General features: G+C 42.0%; 16 protein-coding genes. 3 read left to right on the top strand and 13 right to left on the bottom strand.

All coding sequences use genetic code 11. The features are described from left to right. The first annotated feature begins 385 nt into the window (after positions 1 to 385). Complete coding sequence (gene hisH / locus O9334_RS01025) at positions 386 to 1,024, top strand: imidazole glycerol phosphate synthase subunit HisH (RefSeq protein ID WP_287998586.1); 639 nt, start codon at positions 386 to 388, stop codon at positions 1,022 to 1,024. Here the strand turns inward: hisH and O9334_RS01020 are convergent. Continuing rightward, positions 1,013 to 1,765 (bottom strand): ABC transporter ATP-binding protein, encoded by a 753-nt coding sequence (locus tag O9334_RS01020; RefSeq protein WP_287998584.1) that lies wholly within the window; start codon positions 1,763 to 1,765, stop codon positions 1,013 to 1,015. The genes hisH and O9334_RS01020 overlap by 12 nt on opposite strands. A 132-nt stretch (positions 1,766 to 1,897) precedes the next feature. Beyond that, positions 1,898 to 3,013: a branched-chain amino acid ABC transporter permease gene (locus tag O9334_RS01015; protein ID WP_002742401.1), complete on the bottom strand. Its 1,116-nt coding sequence runs from the start codon at positions 3,011 to 3,013 to the stop codon at positions 1,898 to 1,900. Between the two features lie 358 nt (positions 3,014 to 3,371). On the opposite strand from O9334_RS01015, the gene O9334_RS01010 reads away from it, so the two are divergent. Continuing rightward, positions 3,372 to 4,028, top strand: coding sequence for a response regulator transcription factor (locus O9334_RS01010; protein WP_002791331.1), 657 nt, complete (start codon positions 3,372 to 3,374; stop codon positions 4,026 to 4,028). A 14-nt stretch (positions 4,029 to 4,042) separates the two neighbouring features. Here O9334_RS01010 and O9334_RS01005 read toward each other — a convergent pair whose 3' ends face one another. The 4 genes from O9334_RS01005 to O9334_RS00990 all read right to left on the bottom strand — a co-directional run bounded on the left by O9334_RS01005 (position 4,043) and on the right by O9334_RS00990 (position 7,349). Further along, on the bottom strand, positions 4,043 to 4,561 hold the full coding sequence (locus tag O9334_RS01005; RefSeq protein ID WP_287998580.1) for a low molecular weight protein-tyrosine-phosphatase: 519 nt from the start codon (positions 4,559 to 4,561) through the stop codon (positions 4,043 to 4,045). A 2-nt stretch (positions 4,562 to 4,563) separates the two neighbouring features. Continuing rightward, positions 4,564 to 4,857 carry a hypothetical protein gene (locus O9334_RS01000; RefSeq protein ID WP_002733401.1) on the bottom strand — a complete coding sequence of 98 codons (294 nt, stop codon included), beginning with the start codon at positions 4,855 to 4,857 and terminating at the stop codon, positions 4,564 to 4,566. 153 nt (positions 4,858 to 5,010) lie between these two features. Beyond that, a complete protein-coding gene (locus O9334_RS00995; protein ID WP_287998577.1) occupies positions 5,011 to 5,649 on the bottom strand; it encodes a DUF2834 domain-containing protein in 639 nt (212 codons plus the stop codon). Between the two features lie 107 nt (positions 5,650 to 5,756). Continuing rightward, on the bottom strand, positions 5,757 to 7,349 hold the full coding sequence (locus O9334_RS00990; RefSeq protein ID WP_287998574.1) for a hypothetical protein: 1,593 nt from the start codon (positions 7,347 to 7,349) through the stop codon (positions 5,757 to 5,759). Between the two features lie 463 nt (positions 7,350 to 7,812). Here O9334_RS00990 and O9334_RS00985 point away from each other — a divergent pair, with 463 nt between their 5' ends. Continuing rightward, the gene (locus tag O9334_RS00985; RefSeq protein WP_045361508.1) at positions 7,813 to 8,097 is read left to right on the top strand and encodes a hypothetical protein; all 285 of its coding nucleotides are present in this window, start codon (positions 7,813 to 7,815) and stop codon (positions 8,095 to 8,097) included. 108 nt (positions 8,098 to 8,205) lie between these two features. Here the strand turns inward: O9334_RS00985 and uvrC are convergent, their stop codons facing one another. From uvrC to rfbC, 7 genes are all read right to left on the bottom strand, one after another. Beyond that, positions 8,206 to 10,083 carry an excinuclease ABC subunit UvrC gene (gene uvrC / locus O9334_RS00980; protein WP_287998571.1) on the bottom strand — a complete coding sequence of 626 codons (1,878 nt, stop codon included), beginning with the start codon at positions 10,081 to 10,083 and terminating at the stop codon, positions 8,206 to 8,208. A gap of 129 nt (positions 10,084 to 10,212) precedes the next feature. After that, entirely contained in the window at positions 10,213 to 10,650 is a 438-nt protein-coding gene (locus O9334_RS00975; protein ID WP_042790379.1) for a hypothetical protein, read from the bottom strand. 155 nt (positions 10,651 to 10,805) lie between these two features. Continuing rightward, positions 10,806 to 11,066 (bottom strand): hypothetical protein, encoded by a 261-nt coding sequence (locus O9334_RS00970; RefSeq protein ID WP_002734814.1) that lies wholly within the window; start codon positions 11,064 to 11,066, stop codon positions 10,806 to 10,808. A gap of 79 nt (positions 11,067 to 11,145) precedes the next feature. Beyond that, on the bottom strand, positions 11,146 to 12,231 hold the full coding sequence (leuB, locus tag O9334_RS00965; RefSeq protein ID WP_287998568.1) for a 3-isopropylmalate dehydrogenase: 1,086 nt from the start codon (positions 12,229 to 12,231) through the stop codon (positions 11,146 to 11,148). 171 nt (positions 12,232 to 12,402) lie between these two features. Continuing rightward, a complete protein-coding gene (locus O9334_RS00960; RefSeq protein ID WP_287998567.1) occupies positions 12,403 to 13,476 on the bottom strand; it encodes a glucose-1-phosphate thymidylyltransferase in 1,074 nt (357 codons plus the stop codon). A 4-nt stretch (positions 13,477 to 13,480) separates the two neighbouring features. Then, complete coding sequence (rfbD, locus tag O9334_RS00955; RefSeq protein WP_045361495.1) at positions 13,481 to 14,356, bottom strand: dTDP-4-dehydrorhamnose reductase; 876 nt, start codon at positions 14,354 to 14,356, stop codon at positions 13,481 to 13,483. A 5-nt stretch (positions 14,357 to 14,361) separates the two neighbouring features. Further along, positions 14,362 to 14,907: a dTDP-4-dehydrorhamnose 3,5-epimerase gene (rfbC, locus tag O9334_RS00950; protein ID WP_287998544.1), complete on the bottom strand. Its 546-nt coding sequence runs from the start codon at positions 14,905 to 14,907 to the stop codon at positions 14,362 to 14,364. Positions 14,908 to 14,944: the final 37 nt, after the last annotated feature.

Below are 14,944 nucleotides of genomic sequence, written 5' to 3'. Positions count from 1 at the left end.
TTAAGCTGCGGGCCTAGAAAAATCTCGCAACCTACCAGTTTAAGAATAACAAGACTTCGATCGATCACCTAGAGACTGTTCGTATTGGCGACAAGGGTGGGAAAAGGGTTTGATCGATTATGTATAGCTGATTACAAATCAGCCGGTCGCCGGTTCAAATCCCATGGAACAACTTTTGAGTCAAGACCTAATCTAGCAGCGTGATTGCTCTAACCTGTATTATTCATGAAAATTTGGGAAAATACTCAAAAGCCTTGCTCGGAAAATCATTCAGGGATCTAGCTAAAAAACAGACTGTTTTTTGAGACCCTCTCATAATCAGGGTTTTGGCAATTGGTGAATAATTCAGGCTAAAATAAGGTCATCGCCCGATCAGTATATAGCAATGACCTTAATCGCTGTCATCGATTACGACATGGGAAATCTGCACTCTGCCTGTAAAGGACTGGAAACCGTGGGTGCAGTGCCGAAAATTACCGATTCTCCCCTCGATCTGGAAAAAGCTGACGCTATTGTCTTACCCGGAGTCGGTTCTTTTGATCCTGCCGTCCGGCAAATTCGCGCCCGTCATCTAGAAAAACCAATCAAAGCGGCGATCGCTAATGGTAAACCCTTTCTCGGTATCTGTCTCGGTTTACAAATTCTCTTTGACTCATCGGAGGAAGGTCAAGAGGCGGGTTTAGGGATTATTCCAGGGACAGTGCGCCGTTTTCGCTCAGAACCGGGCATTACCATTCCCCATATAGGTTGGAATCAATTAGACTTCACCCAGCCTGATCATGCTCTTTGGCAGGGATTACCCCCGCATCCTCACGTCTATTTTGTCCATTCCTATTATGTCGATCCCCTTGATAGTCATCTAACTGCCGCCACCGTCACCCACGGCAGTCAAACGGTGACGGCAGCGATCGCTCGTGAGCGTTTGGTAGCGGTGCAGTTTCACCCAGAAAAATCCTCGACTAATGGCTTAAAAATTCTGGCTAACTTTGTTCAACAGGTGCAAAAATTAGCTTTAGTCTCCTAAATAAGCCTTTAAAACCCGCTCGTTTTTTTGGATTTCGCTGGGACTGCCATCGGCTAAATTTGTCCCTTCTGCTAATACCCAAACGTGGTGACAAAGGGACATAATCACATCCATATTATGCTCGATAATTAAAAAGGTAATTCCCTGACGATTCCACTCGATAATATGGTCGCTGATTTGAGCGATTAAAGTGGGATTAACTCCGGCGGCTGGTTCATCTAATAAAATTAATTTTGGCTCGGTCATTAGCGCTCGGCCAATCTCTAATAATTTACGCTGTCCTCCCGATAAAGCTCCCGCGTAATCCTGCGCTTTCTCTACCAGACCGATCGAATCTAATATCTCCAAAGCTTTGTCACGATTGTCCTGTTCCTGTTGGCGAATTTTTGCCCCCTGAAACCAGACGTTGAGAAAATTTTCTCCCGTTTGTCCCGGACTAGCTAAGAGCATATTTTCTAACACCGTTAATCGGGATAATACCCTTGCTACTTGAAAAGTTCTCACACATCCTTTGAGGGCAATTTGATAGGGAGGCAGCTGATGAATCGGCTGACCATCAAGAAAAACTTCTCCTTTATCTGGGCGAATAAAATTAGATAAAAGGTTAAAAAGTGTGGTTTTGCCAGCCCCATTTGGACCGATTAACCCGGTGATGCTGCCCTGCGGCACATCCAAATAAGCATTATTGACGGCACGAATGCCTCCAAAACTTTTCGATAATCCTTTAGCGGAAAGTAACATATATGAATTATGAATTATGAAGTGTTTTCAGTTAACAGTAAACAGTGAACTGAAAACTGAAAACTGAAACCTGAAAACTGATCACTGATAACTGATAACTGATAACTGATAACTGATAACTGATAACTGAAATTATTTTCCCAAAGTTAACTCCTCTTTTTTGCCGAGGATACCCTGGGGTCGCCAGATCATTAAAACCATGAGCAGCAGACCGATAATCATAATCCGTAAAGCCCCTAATTGGCTATCATTAAAAATATCTAATTGGGGCAGAATAAAGCGAGTCAGGGAATCGTAAGCCCAGAAAATTACTGCTCCTAGTAAGGTGCCGGCATTGCTACCAGAGCCACCGAGAATGATAATAATCCAAGCGTTAAAAGTCAATAACGGCTCAAAATTAGTCGGGTAAATAGTGGTTAATTGCCATGCTAAAAAAGCCCCGGCTAAACCAGCGATCGCACCGCCTAACATCAAAGATTGTAACTTATACCAAAAGACATTTTTTCCCAAGGCCCGGGGAATTTCTTCATCTTCCCGGATAGCTTTGAGGATGCGTCCCCAAGGCGATCGCAAAAGTAATTCTAAACCAGTATAAACGAGAGCGAGGAGGACTAAAACTACCACCATCAGCCCCGCTTTATAATTATAGTCATTCAAGGCAATTACGCCGTTTATATACAGAAAAAGCAGTATTATCGCCCCTAACAACCCCCAAAAGATTAAAGCTCTCTTTTGCGTCGGTTGATAGCTTTTACCGCTAATTTGTCCGGCTTCGCGCCATTGTCGTTGCAGATTGCGCCCCAATTGCCAGAGAGCAAAGATAGCAAGCAGGGTAAACAGGGCAATAATTAATAATTTGACGGGAAAACTGGGATTTATATCCAAAGGTAGGGGATAACGTTGTAGTCCGAAACTACCCTTCGTTAACCAATCCTCGTTAAGCACCAGCAAACGAATTAACTCAGACACCCCGATGGTGACAATCGCTAGATAATCGGCCCTTAATCTCAGGGTGGAAAAACCGATAGCCAATCCCAACAATGCCCCTAGGAGCGCCCCGACAATGGCGGCAAAAATCATCGGTACACCCTGTAAAGTTAATAAAACCGTTGCATAAGCCCCTAAAGTGGCAAAAGCAACGTGACCAAAGTTAATTAAGCCAGTAAATCCCCATTGTAGATTTAAACCGAGGGCAAAAATCGCGTAAATACCCGCCCAAATTGTCAGGGAAACCAAATAATCTGTCATGTTATGGCAATTATCTTAATAGTGAGGTACACAGTTGTCGGTTTCGGGAGTCAGGAGCCAGAAGTCAGGAGTCAGGAATCAGGAGACGATGCCCAATCCAGTTATACTTCATACTTATGAGAAACGCTATAACTCAAAAACGATCTTCAAGGTAAAAAGTAAAAAAGGGGTTGGGAGTGGGGGAGCGCCGGAGTTGGGGAGAAAAAAGCTGAAAACTCACATCTGATTACTGAAAAGGCTGATAGCTAACTGCTAGTATAATATCAGTTACAACCGCCTCTGTAGCTTGATGGACAATTGTGGCGAGCGGAGGGTGCTAGGCTATCAATACCGAAAAAACCTTGTCCTGTTAATTCCTATGCCTCTTTTGATTCTAATTGCCGATGATGACCCCGGTATCCGCCTAGCGGTCAAAGACTATTTAGAATTAGCAGGTTATAGTGTGGTAGCGGCGAGTAATGGTTTGGAAGCTTTGAATTTATTGGATACCTATCATCCCCATCTTTTGGTATCGGATATCAAAATGCCGCGTTTAGACGGCTATTCTTTGGTGACTAAGGTGCGGCAACAGCCAGAATTTAGGTTATTACCAGTAATTTTTTTAACCGAAAGAGGGTCAACAGAGGAAAGAATTCGCGGTTATCAAGTGGGTTGTGATATCTATCTTCCTAAACCTTTTGAGATGGAGGAATTAAAAGCAGTTATTCGCAATCTTTTAGAGCGAGCGCAAATGGTGCAAAGTGAACGTCAATATCAGAAATTAAAACCGGAAGAAAGCCCCAAAACTAGGGATGTTTTAACTTCTTCTTTACAGGACGATTTTAAGTTAACTAATCGCGAGCGGGAAGTGTTAGAACATTTAGCCCGGGGACTTTCTAATATTGAAATTGGGCAAAAACTGCATCTTAGTTCTCGCACGATCGAGAAATATGTTAGCAGTTTACTCAGAAAAACAACTACTAACAATCGCGCCGAATTGGTGCGTTTTTCCCTCGAACACAGATTAATCGATTAGCTGGAAGAAAAAACTTAAATTTTGTTTTTTACGTCCTCCAAAAGACTGCCACAGGAGTCTAAAAGTAGCTCGATTACGCGGTCAAAACCTTCACGACCACCGTAGTAGGGATCGGGAACTTCTTTTTCTGGGTGATAACGGGCATAGTCACACATTAACTTGACCTTTTCTTGATATTTTCCTGTCCGATCTAGGGATAAAATATCTTGATAATTGGATTTATCCATGGCTAAGATTAGATCAAAATTCTCGAAATCCTCGCGGGTAAATTGTCTAGCTGTCCCTTGCAGAGGAATACCGCGTTTTTTGGCCGCCGTATTCATGCGAGAATCGGGAGGAGAACCGATATGATAACCGGCAGTTCCCGCGGAATCACAGAGGATTTTATTGCTTAATCCTTCTTGTTCAATCAGATAAGTCATGATATTCTCGGCAGCGGGAGAACGACAGATATTTCCTAAACAGACGAAGAGTAGTTTATAGGGCATAAATTGACTGGTAGAATCATCACTAAATTGCCAATTATAGGGCATTTTTAACATCCCGATAAAGATTTATCCTCAAAAAACTCCTCGCTGTCCATTAACCTAATTTTGGCTAATCCCAAGCTTTCTAAATAATCTTGCCACCCTTGGGGGGTATCTTCGATCGCTAATAATCCTAATACCCTAGCTACGTCTGCTACCCAGGGTAGGGTATGAATTCTATAACCCTGCCAGTTTACCTCTAAGGATAACCAAGCGGGAATCTCTTGGGGGTTAAATTGTTGGGAGGCAAGATAATCAGCTTGAAAGCAGTAAATCCGAGGTGGTTTTTGACTCTCTAACAAGGGTAAACACTCCTTCTAATCTGGACATTAATCTCTTTCCCCATATTTTAGGGGAACCTCAGCATAATTTTTGTTAAATATGAACTTCTCTTGTCAAGAAATGGTTAAAAAACAACTGATAACTAGGCCGAGTTTCCCCAAGGTAATTTACCCTTAATTCTCCCCTAAGCGAGGACGAATAATTAAATAAATTGCCGGACCGATTAGAGGCAATAGGGAAATTACCGGCAACAGGAAAGGATTTTTTAATCCCCGTCGGGTTAGATCATCTTGCAGCAAAATTGGACATAATAGGGTTAAAAGACAGAAATCTAAACTCATAACATGAATAAAACGGCTAGTTTGCCACTGATGCCAAAAATCAGACCAATTGCCGTTAATTAATCCGTAAGCGATTAAAATTGCCGCAGTAATTAGGGCAATTACTCCCAACCAAGGTGAGTCTAAAAGTTTAATGACCAGATTTTTTTTACCCGTAAAATTGCTATTAGGTTGACGGAGAGTTAGATAGGGTAAAATAGCGAAAGCACCCACAGCAAAGGAGGCAAAAGCAAAGGGCCAAGCGATGATTTTTTGGTCACGACCATCGATAATTAAAAGGCTAGTGTAGATAATTGGCCAAACTCCCATCAGGTTAAAAAGAGCAATAATTAACGGGTTGATATCTTGCCATTTCCCAGTGGAAAGATCGATAATTAAATTCACTGTATCTGGTTGATCGGGGGGCGCTAGTAAAAAAGCGTATAATCCGAAGCCTAACCACAGTAAACCGAGAATAATTTTTGTTAACATGGGAGTAGATAATTAGGTTAATTGAGTAATGGATTTTTCATCGGATATTTTAGTACAAAAGTGATCAAAATGTCAAGCAAGATTACCTAATCAATGATCACTAATTTTTAGGGAAGACGACGGGGATTCATGGTTTCTACCGGGCTAATTTCTGTACTTTGAGAGTGGAGTAAGCGAGTTTGTTCGAGGATAGTTTCTAAGTCTTCATCCGAGAATTCTTGTACATAGTTTAATTTCACTTCTTCTAGGAAGATAATTAATAACATCTCGATTCTTTCTAAACTGTGACGGGATTGTAATTCCCCGGCGAGAGATTGCCCGAAACGCTGGACTAATTGCTGCAATAAACGCTCAAAAACTTCGTCTTCCTGGGTAATATTTTCCGCTATGTTAACAAAAGATTGATACAATTGACTAGATAGACGATTGCTCAAGTCAGTTTTTAATCCTTTCATGCCGGGTAATCGCAATAAGCTTTGATAAGCGGGAGTTTGACTGAGAATTTTCTCGATATTGTATTTAATTAAAGCTTCTGCTTCTGGTTTAACTTGCGGTAAAACCTTGTTAACGGTGCTATTAACTACTAACTGAAAAATTTCAATAACTTCATTAGTATCATTGAGATTATTATATCCGCCATTGAGGGATCGATCGAGAAGTTTCTCCACTTGTCCCTGTCGAATATATTCCTGAATTTTATTAATAATTCTCAGGACAATTATCTCAGTAATATCTTTAGAAATTAGCGCAACTAAGCCTTTAACTGCCTGTTCTTTAATCAACCTTAAGTTAATAATTTTAACTTGATCTAGGCGAATAACGGTAGGAATAAATCGCAACCATCTCCAGATAGGAATAAACAGAAAAATATCGTACCATCGCCATAACATAGCCTCGCGCCAACGCAGACCTTTATGAGTGCGAGCAATCCACCAAGTTCTCAGCATAAATTCCCAGAAAAAGATGGTTCCAAAGAAAAAATCGATCGCCTCAAAGTTATCTATCGGTCTCCCATCTTCTCCTAGGGGACGAAAATAATTAGTTTCTATTAAAGGTTGAATTTCTTGATTAAAAAACTTCAACTCTTTTTCCCAGCCATTTTGACTGAGATAATCCCAAGTCCAAAACTTCTGAAAGGCTGTTTTTGCAGAAACATTTTCTGTTTGAAAAACCCGCAAGCGCATTTTATTTTTAATCTTCTCTAAAGTCCCAGTTTTCTCCGCCGAGGCAAAGGGATTATTATCGATCATATCGACACTTTTTTGGCGCAAATTGTCTAAAATCTTCTCAATCTCTTGGCGATATTCTCCCAGATTAAACTCTGGGTTAAAGAGCTTTTGATTAATTATTTGATTAAGTTTATTAACCGTATCTAAATATTCACTGGTACTGCGATAGGGTTTAATCCCTTTCACCACATCATACTTAGCGATTCCTTTAACAAAGGGAATTTCTAGGGGTTGATCGGGGGGTATTTGTAATTCTTGAAAGGCAATCGGCCCGAGTTTTATTGGTTCATTAAATCTTAATAAAGTTATTTGCAAGCGTCCCTGTAACCAAAAATCTCGCAGGGGAATATAGGTTAAATCGAAAATAACCAGAATATAATTACATAACACCAATAGGGCCATGCAAGTCTCAAAGAGATTGCGCGGGGAAAAACGACGGTTTCTGATCACGGGGGTTTTAGTCAAAGTCATTAGCCTAGAAAGCACACTTTGACCATGGTAAACCGAAAACGCCTAATTTTTTGCCTGAAAGCGATATAAGTAGTTAAAAAAGGAGCGGTTAAACTTAGTTCTGCCTCAGCAATTAATAGATGTGGTCTTCTATTCTGTGATAGCATCCTAGCAGATTCAGTTAAGCAGTTAAGTAGCTGGTTATAATTAAATTGAAGATAGATTTTGCGTCTGATCCCCCCTGCCCCCTTGATAAGGATAGGGCTGATTCATAGTAGGGTTAATTTAAGGTAGGGTTGATTCATGAATCAACCCTACCTTGATGAGGGGGGTGCCGATAGGCGGGGGGAGCTGAGAACTTTTAACACCTACCTACTTACGTCGGTAAGTCGCAGATTAGCATAAAATTACCCTGAATTGATTTTTATCTGTCAATAAGCCTAGGTTAAAATAGAGAGACAAACGTTGAAACAGAGTCTAGTCAATGAAAGTTGAGGCATTAAAAAAACGGCTGGAGAGAAATCGCCCTATGACTACAATCACGATTCCTATTCCCGAAGATGTGATTGAAGATTTAAAGCGGGTTGCACCGTTGCTTGGTTTCTCAGGTTATCAACCTTTGATCCGTGCTTACATTGGACAAGGGCTGCGTGAGGATTTGGAGCGTCTAGAGGGAGATACAATTTCTGCTCTCGTTGCTAGTTTGAAGCGTCATGGCGTAAGTGATGAACTGCTGCAAGAAGCCTTGAGTGAAGTTACTCAGCGTTAGTCTAGGTTTTCAGTTGTACTGCGATCGCTTGTAGAACATAGAGTTTTATTGAAGATATTCTCATCATAACCCCCCGTCAAGCCTTAGATATTCTTCAACAGCTTATCCCTACCTAGGATGAAAATAATTATAAATTTCCTTAGCTAATTGTTCCCCAATTCCTGTCACCTGTTGCAATTGTTCTAGGGAAGCTTCGCGAATATAATCCAGAGAATGAAAATGAGCTAATAAATCTTTTTGTCGCTTAAAACCTAACCCCGGTATCTCATCCAGACGGGAACGGCGACTTTTTTGCATTCTTTGTTGTCGGTGAAAGCTAACAGCAAAGCGGTGCGCTTCATCCCTGACTCGACGCAATAATTGCACTCCGGGTTGTTCCTTATCCGTCTCTAAAGGAGAGGATTCCCCTGGTAAAAAAATCTCCTCTCTCTGTTTAGCTAAACTAACAACTTTTACCTGTTCTAATAAATTCATCTCCCCTAAAACTGTCACCACTGCCGATAATTGTCCTTTTCCCCCATCAATCATGACCAAATCGGGAAAATCATCACTTTCGGCAATATTATCGGGATTTTCGGCATAACGACGGAAACGCCGGCGAATTACTTCTGCTAAACTGGCAAAATCATCGGAATGGCCGATTTTAACCTCGGGATTTTTGATTTTATAGTGACGATAATGTTGATTAGCGGCCACCCCATCGATAAACACCACTGACGACGCGACTGCATTAGAACCCTGAATATGAGAAATATCATAACCTTCGATGCGGTGGGGTAGTGCCGGTAAATCGAGAATTACCGCTAAATCCTGCAAAGACTGTAAATCTCGGTCGGCGCTTCTTTTCGTCTTTTCTAACTCATAAAGAGCGTTTTTCTCGACCATAGCTAATAAATCCGCTTTACTTTGCCGTTGGGGGACAGTTAACTCGACTTTGCGACCCTTTTTTTCCCTTAACCACCCCGCTAACACCTCACCTTCCGGTAATTCGCAGGGTAACAGGATTTCGCTGGGAATTTCCACCCCTTCCACCGATAAATAATGTTCTTCTAGGACTTTTTGCAGGATTTCTCCCTCGTTTGCTGACTGACTATCGGCAAAAAATCCCAAACGTCCCACCAAACGACCGGAACGCACTTGGAATAATTGTATGCAACAATGCTGCTCGTCCTTAGCTAAAGCGATTGCGTCCCGGGATACGGTATCATCGGGTAAAGAGACTTTTTGATCGGTATTAAGGGCCTGTAATCCGCGAATTTGATCCCTAATCGTGGCCGCTTTTTCAAAATCTAGGTTTTCCGACGCTTCTAGCATCTTTGCTGCTAATTTGTCTAATAATTCCCCCGTCCTTCCCTGAAAAATCATCGCCACTTTCTGCAAGGTTTCTCGATAATCTTGGGGACTAATTAATTTTTGACAAACCCCCGGACAACGACCGATATCATAATTTAAACAGGGACGGTCTTTAAAAAGAGGTTGGGGACGTTGACGCAGGGGAAAAGTGCGTTTAATTAGGTGTAAAGTGTGGCGCAGCAGCCTGGTATCGACGTAGGGACCATAATAACGGTCTTTTTGGTTATTTATGCTACGTTTGCGGGTGATAAAAATGCGCGGGTAGGTTTCCGACCAAGTAATACAAATGTATGGATATTTTTTATCGTCCTTGAGGAGAGTATTAAAATGGGGCTGATGTTGTTTAATTAGATTAGCTTCTAGGGCCAAAGATTCTGCTTCCGTGTCGGTGACGATAAATTCAATTTCCGTCACCTGTCGCACCATTAAAGCAATGCGGGGACTGAGGGGTTGACTGGGACGAAAATAGGAACGGACTCTAGACCGGAGTTTTTTGGATTTACCAATGTAGAGAATTTCGCCATTTTGGTCGCGCAGGAAGTACACTCCCGGTTCGAGGGGAATTTCCCGAAGACGATTTTCTAGGCGATCGAGGTCTTGGATTAGGGTAGAGTTAAGATTATTCCCGAACATTCTTTTTATAGTAACCCAGTGTACAACTATATTTTTAGTCTTGATTTACAAGGCTTTCAGAAATCACCAGAGATTAAAGTATCCTCTGGAACCCTGATTCTGTCATTGTTAGTTGCACATCGCGTAAATTTAATAATGTTTTTGACTATCTAGACCGCCATACTGCCAATAGCGATCATCATCACTTCCTCTGACCCGCCCTAATACCTTTCCTGAGTCGTCATAGCATTTATACCATGTATAACCAAGAAAATTACTATTTTTTTTAACCCTTCTCGTCTCTGGAGCATATTTTCTGATTAGTCGCTGAATATCAGGCTTATAATCTTGAAGAACACGATCTAGCTCTTTGTCGTCGTTTGGTGGCGGTGGTGGCGGTGGTGGCGGTGGCATTGTCCCCAATAGGTGATCAATGGTTTTGACGCAATCAAGAAAAGAGGAAATATTGCGTGCGATACATTCTCCTGTTTGTACAATCACAATGGCGTAGCCGTCACCGTGATTAATAACGCCATAAGGGCCTTTGACAGTTACAAATTCATTTGGGATTGGCTTGATGTCACTCATAGAACTACTTCTTTTTGTAATTACTAAAGTTAATATATTACGCTTTGAGCTTCTTGTCTCTCCTTAGTTGCACATCGCGTTAGTAAACAAAAAAATTACGCCAGTGGGTATTAGCTGACGTTTGGCAAGATATTCGGGGCAAATCTTCACAAAAATTAATAAGCTTCCGATTCGATTTGCTTAATCGGGACGAAACATTCCCCAGGGAGAAGAATCGGTTTATTGTTAAAAATCAATTGGCCGCGATGATTGTCGCGGTTAATAGCGACACCGAAAGGACGTTTACTAACTCTGCTATTGAGGGTACAGTAGATGCGATAAATGCGTCTGGCTGCCCGTAAGACAGTAGGATCTAACAAAATTGGGATTTCCATATCGACACGCTGTTGTTCTGTTTTCTCGGATAGGGCTACCATATCACTCGTCTCCCCACGATTAAATTGACATATTTATTAAATCAATGGTATATGACGATTTCCGATTATGCCACTTTTGTTAGGATTCTAAAACTTTCAGGATGGCCTGGCCCATAGCTTGGCATCCCACCAAGGTCATACCCTCCGAGAAAATATCTCCAGTCCGATAACCGATATCTAAGACTTTTTCTACGGCTTTTTCCAGCGCTGCTGCCGCTAAAGGCTGATTTAGCCCATATTTTAACATCATAGCAGCGCTGAGAATTTGGGCGATCGGATTGGCTTTATCTTGGCCGGCGATATCTGGGGCCGAACCGTGGACAGGTTCAAAAACTCCCACCCCAGCAGTCCCTAAACTAGCGGAGGGTAACATTCCGATACTACCGGTTAACATGGCCGCTTCATCGGAGAGAATATCACCGAATAAATTGCCCGTGACGATAGTATCAAATTGTTTGGGGGCCCGGACTAACTGCATGGCCGCGTTATCGACGTAGAGATGGGAAAGTTCCACATCGGGATAATTAGCGGCGATTTTCGTCACCCGGTCGCGCCAGAGTTGGGAAACATCGAGAACATTAGCTTTATCGACGGAACAGAGTTTCTTGCCGCGTTTTTGGGCAATTTCAAAGGCCACCTTAGCGATGCGGTCCACCTCCGACTCCAAGTAAACCATGGTATTTACACCGCATTTTTCTCCCGTTTCTGTCTCAAAAATCCCCTTCGGTTGACCGAAATAGACACCCCCGGTCAATTCTCGGACGACCATGATATCCACTCCCTCGATAATCTCCCGTTTGAGACTAGAAGCGTCGATTAATTGCGGAAAAATGGTGGCAGGACGCAAATTAGCAAAAAGACCTAGGCCAGATCTTAAGCCTAATAATCCCGTTTCTGGCCTTTGCTGCCGGGGTAAATTATCCCATTTATAACCCCCAATAGCGGCCAGAAGAACAGCATCACTATTTTTACAGGCGCTCAGGGTTGCTTCGGGGAGGGGACTGCCGGTTTCATCAATGGCTGCCCCTCCAATTAAAGCGGTTTGGAAGTCAAACTGGAGGTCAAATTTTTTACCGATGACTTTCAGTATCTCTACGGTGACAGCGAGGATTTCCGGCCCGATGCCATCGCCGGGTAGTAGGGTAATGCGATACTGTTGCGTCATAGTTCTAGAACGGTAAAATAGGTCAGACTCTTGATTATAACATAGTTAGGTGGGCTTTTTTCTCCTAAAAATGTCAATCTTTGCCAGAAAAACCAGGGAACCGCTGGGGAATTAGCTAAGGAAATTCTCGATCCTCTGGTATTAATTAAAGGGGCAGTTAATCCCTGATAACTAGACTAATTCCACATGGGAATCATCCCCAATCATAAAGCGTAAAGCTTTTGGACGTTGGGGAGCGATTTCTAATTTTGCCCGTCGTCCGATAACACTATCAACTATGCGCTGATGAATGCCAATAATCGTGGCATCTTTGAGAATAACACTGTGTTCTATGTCGGCATCGATTAATTTTACTCCATTAGCCACACTACTATAGGGACCGATAAAACAATTCTCAATGTGACAATTTTCTCCAATAATGACAGGGCCGCGAATGGTACTATTAATAATTTTACTACCCTGACCAATTTTTACCCGTCCGATCACCTGACTATTAGCATCAATTTCTCCCTGCAAAGCGATTTCTAGAGAGGTATCGAGGATAATCCGATTTGCCTCTAATAAATCATCTTTTTTACCCGTATCTAACCACCAACCCAGTAGTTTATTCGCTTCTACTGCTTTATTTTGATTGATTAATTCTTGGATAGCGTCGGTAATTTCTAACTCACCCCTGGCCGATGGTTGAATAGATGCGATCGCTTGGTGAATGGTGGGGGCAAAAAAATAAATCCCCACCAAAGCTAAATTTGAGGGAGGTTCTTTGGGTTTTTCGACTAAGTATAAAACTTTGCCGGTTTCATCTACTTTTGCCACCCCAAAAGCACTAGGATTAGACACTTTTCGCAGCAGAATTAAAGCGTCAAGAGACTGTTTTTGGAAAGAGCCTAAAAAGGGCGATAAATCATCCTCGATTAGGTTATCACCCAAGTACATAATAAAGGGGGAATCTCCTAGGAAAGATTGGGCAGTTTTAACCGCGTGAGCTAATCCGGCTGGTTGATCTTGGCGAATATAAGTTATCTTAGCCCCAAACTGTTCACCATTGCCCGTGGTCTGACGAATTTCTTCCCCGGTTTCGGGACTGATAATAATGCCAATATCGGTAATTCCTGCGGCGACAATTGACTCGATTCCATACCATAAAATCGGTTTATTGGCAACGGGAACTAACTGTTTTGCCCCAGTATAGGTTAGGGGACGTAACCTCGTACCTTTACCACCGGATAAAATTAGTGCTTTCATAGTTTTAAAGATTAAATAGTTGGGTGAGCATAGCTTTGAGGGAATCCCGCCAATAGGGAGGAATATAACCCAATTGTTGCGAGATTTTTTGACCGGAAAGAACCGAATAGGCCGGACGCACCGCCGGGGTAGGATATTCAGCAGTAGTAATGGGAATTACTCTCTGAATTTTTAAGGGAATACCGCTTATTTTTGCCTCCTCAAAAATCGCTTTAGTTAAATCAAACCAACTGGCAACACCGCTATTAGTAAAATTATAGATTCCTGCGGGATTATCGGCATTAATTAAAAGGTGAGTAATTGCCGTGGCGATATCTTTTGCCCAAGTGGGACTTCCCACCTGATCAACAACTACTTTTAACTCCTCTCTTTCCTTGCCTAATCTCAGCATAGTTTTGACAAAATTACTTTTGCCATAACTGCCGTAAACCCAAGCAGTCCGCAGGATAATTGCCTGAGAATTAACAGTTTTAATCTCCTCTTCTCCCCTTAACTTTGATTGTCCATAAACCCCTAAAGGATTAGTTAGATCGGTTTCTAGATAGGGGGTATTTTTTCGACCATCAAAGACATAATCGGTGGAAATATGGAGAAATTTAGCTTTAATTTTCTCGGCAGATTCCGCCATAATTTTCGGGGCTGTAGCATTGATAGAATAGGCTAAATCTGGCTCGGTTTCGGCTTTATCCACTGCGGTGTAAGCGGAGGCATTAACCAGATAATCGGGGTGAATTTCCCTAATTAACTGGCCGATTTTTTCCGAGTTAGTTAAATCTAGTTCTTCTCGACCGATACTAATAACTTCACCTAACTGGGGTAAAGTTACCTGTAACTCTTGTCCCACTTGACCTTTAGCACCAATTAGTAAAACTTTTTTCATTGTCTTTAGGGGAAAACTTCCACGGATTTAAAGGGTTGTCCAGCTTGGTCTTTAGGGGAGAGAATCGGCGGGGTATCTAAGGGCCAGTCAATCCCTAAATCGGCATCATTCCAGGCGATGGTTTTTTCGTATTGGGGATAATAATAATTAGTGGTTTTGTAGAGAAATTCTGCTCGCTCGGAGAGGACTAGAAAACCATGGGCAAAACCTTCGGGAACCCAGAAAATACGTTTATTTTCCGCACTTAAAATACAGCCTACCCATTGCCCAAAAGTGGGGGAACTTTGACGCGCATCCACTGCCACATCAAAAACACTACCGTTCACTACTCGCACCAGTTTACCCTGGGGATTGGGGATTTGATAATGCAATCCTCGCAGGACATTTTTTAAGGACATAGAGTGATTATCCTGGACAAAAGTGGTATTAACTCCAGTTTTTTCTCGAAAATTTTTCTGATTAAAACTTTCCAAGAAAAAACCTCGATCGTCTCCGTAAACTTGCGGTTCAATAATTAAAACATCAGGAATTTCCGTCGGAATGACTTTCATAAAATCGGAGACAAGATAACTTTTGCGGGTAGTTTAG

The organism is Microcystis sp. LE19-8.1F (assembly GCF_027531715.1).
Taxonomy (GTDB): Bacteria; Cyanobacteriota; Cyanobacteriia; order Cyanobacteriales; family Microcystaceae; genus Microcystis; species Microcystis wesenbergii_A.
This window is presented reverse-complemented; position numbering and strand designations above follow the sequence as displayed.

What these genes read in the sequence shown, in the direction of transcription:
- O9334_RS01005 (WP_287998580.1), bottom strand. Translation starts at nt 4,561, where the DNA reads ATGCCCTATAATTGGCAATTTAGTGATGATTCTACCAGTCAATTTATG.
- rfbC (WP_287998544.1), bottom strand. Translation starts at nt 14,907, where the DNA reads ATGAAAGTCATTCCGACGGAAATTCCTGATGTTTTAATTATTGAACCG.
- O9334_RS00975 (WP_042790379.1), bottom strand. Translation starts at nt 10,650, where the DNA reads ATGAGTGACATCAAGCCAATCCCAAATGAATTTGTAACTGTCAAAGGC.
- O9334_RS00995 (WP_287998577.1), bottom strand. Translation starts at nt 5,649, where the DNA reads ATGTTAACAAAAATTATTCTCGGTTTACTGTGGTTAGGCTTCGGATTA.
- O9334_RS01020 (WP_287998584.1), bottom strand. Translation starts at nt 1,765, where the DNA reads ATGTTACTTTCCGCTAAAGGATTATCGAAAAGTTTTGGAGGCATTCGT.
- leuB (WP_287998568.1), bottom strand. Translation starts at nt 12,231, where the DNA reads ATGACGCAACAGTATCGCATTACCCTACTACCCGGCGATGGCATCGGG.
- O9334_RS00985 (WP_045361508.1), top strand. Translation starts at nt 7,813, where the DNA reads ATGAAAGTTGAGGCATTAAAAAAACGGCTGGAGAGAAATCGCCCTATG.
- O9334_RS01010 (WP_002791331.1), top strand. Translation starts at nt 3,372, where the DNA reads ATGCCTCTTTTGATTCTAATTGCCGATGATGACCCCGGTATCCGCCTA.
- O9334_RS00970 (WP_002734814.1), bottom strand. Translation starts at nt 11,066, where the DNA reads ATGGTAGCCCTATCCGAGAAAACAGAACAACAGCGTGTCGATATGGAA.
- O9334_RS00990 (WP_287998574.1), bottom strand. Translation starts at nt 7,349, where the DNA reads ATGACTTTGACTAAAACCCCCGTGATCAGAAACCGTCGTTTTTCCCCG.
- O9334_RS01015 (WP_002742401.1), bottom strand. Translation starts at nt 3,013, where the DNA reads ATGACAGATTATTTGGTTTCCCTGACAATTTGGGCGGGTATTTACGCG.
- rfbD (WP_045361495.1), bottom strand. Translation starts at nt 14,356, where the DNA reads ATGAAAAAAGTTTTACTAATTGGTGCTAAAGGTCAAGTGGGACAAGAG.
- hisH (WP_287998586.1), top strand. Translation starts at nt 386, where the DNA reads ATGACCTTAATCGCTGTCATCGATTACGACATGGGAAATCTGCACTCT.
- O9334_RS00960 (WP_287998567.1), bottom strand. Translation starts at nt 13,476, where the DNA reads ATGAAAGCACTAATTTTATCCGGTGGTAAAGGTACGAGGTTACGTCCC.
- uvrC (WP_287998571.1), bottom strand. Translation starts at nt 10,083, where the DNA reads ATGTTCGGGAATAATCTTAACTCTACCCTAATCCAAGACCTCGATCGC.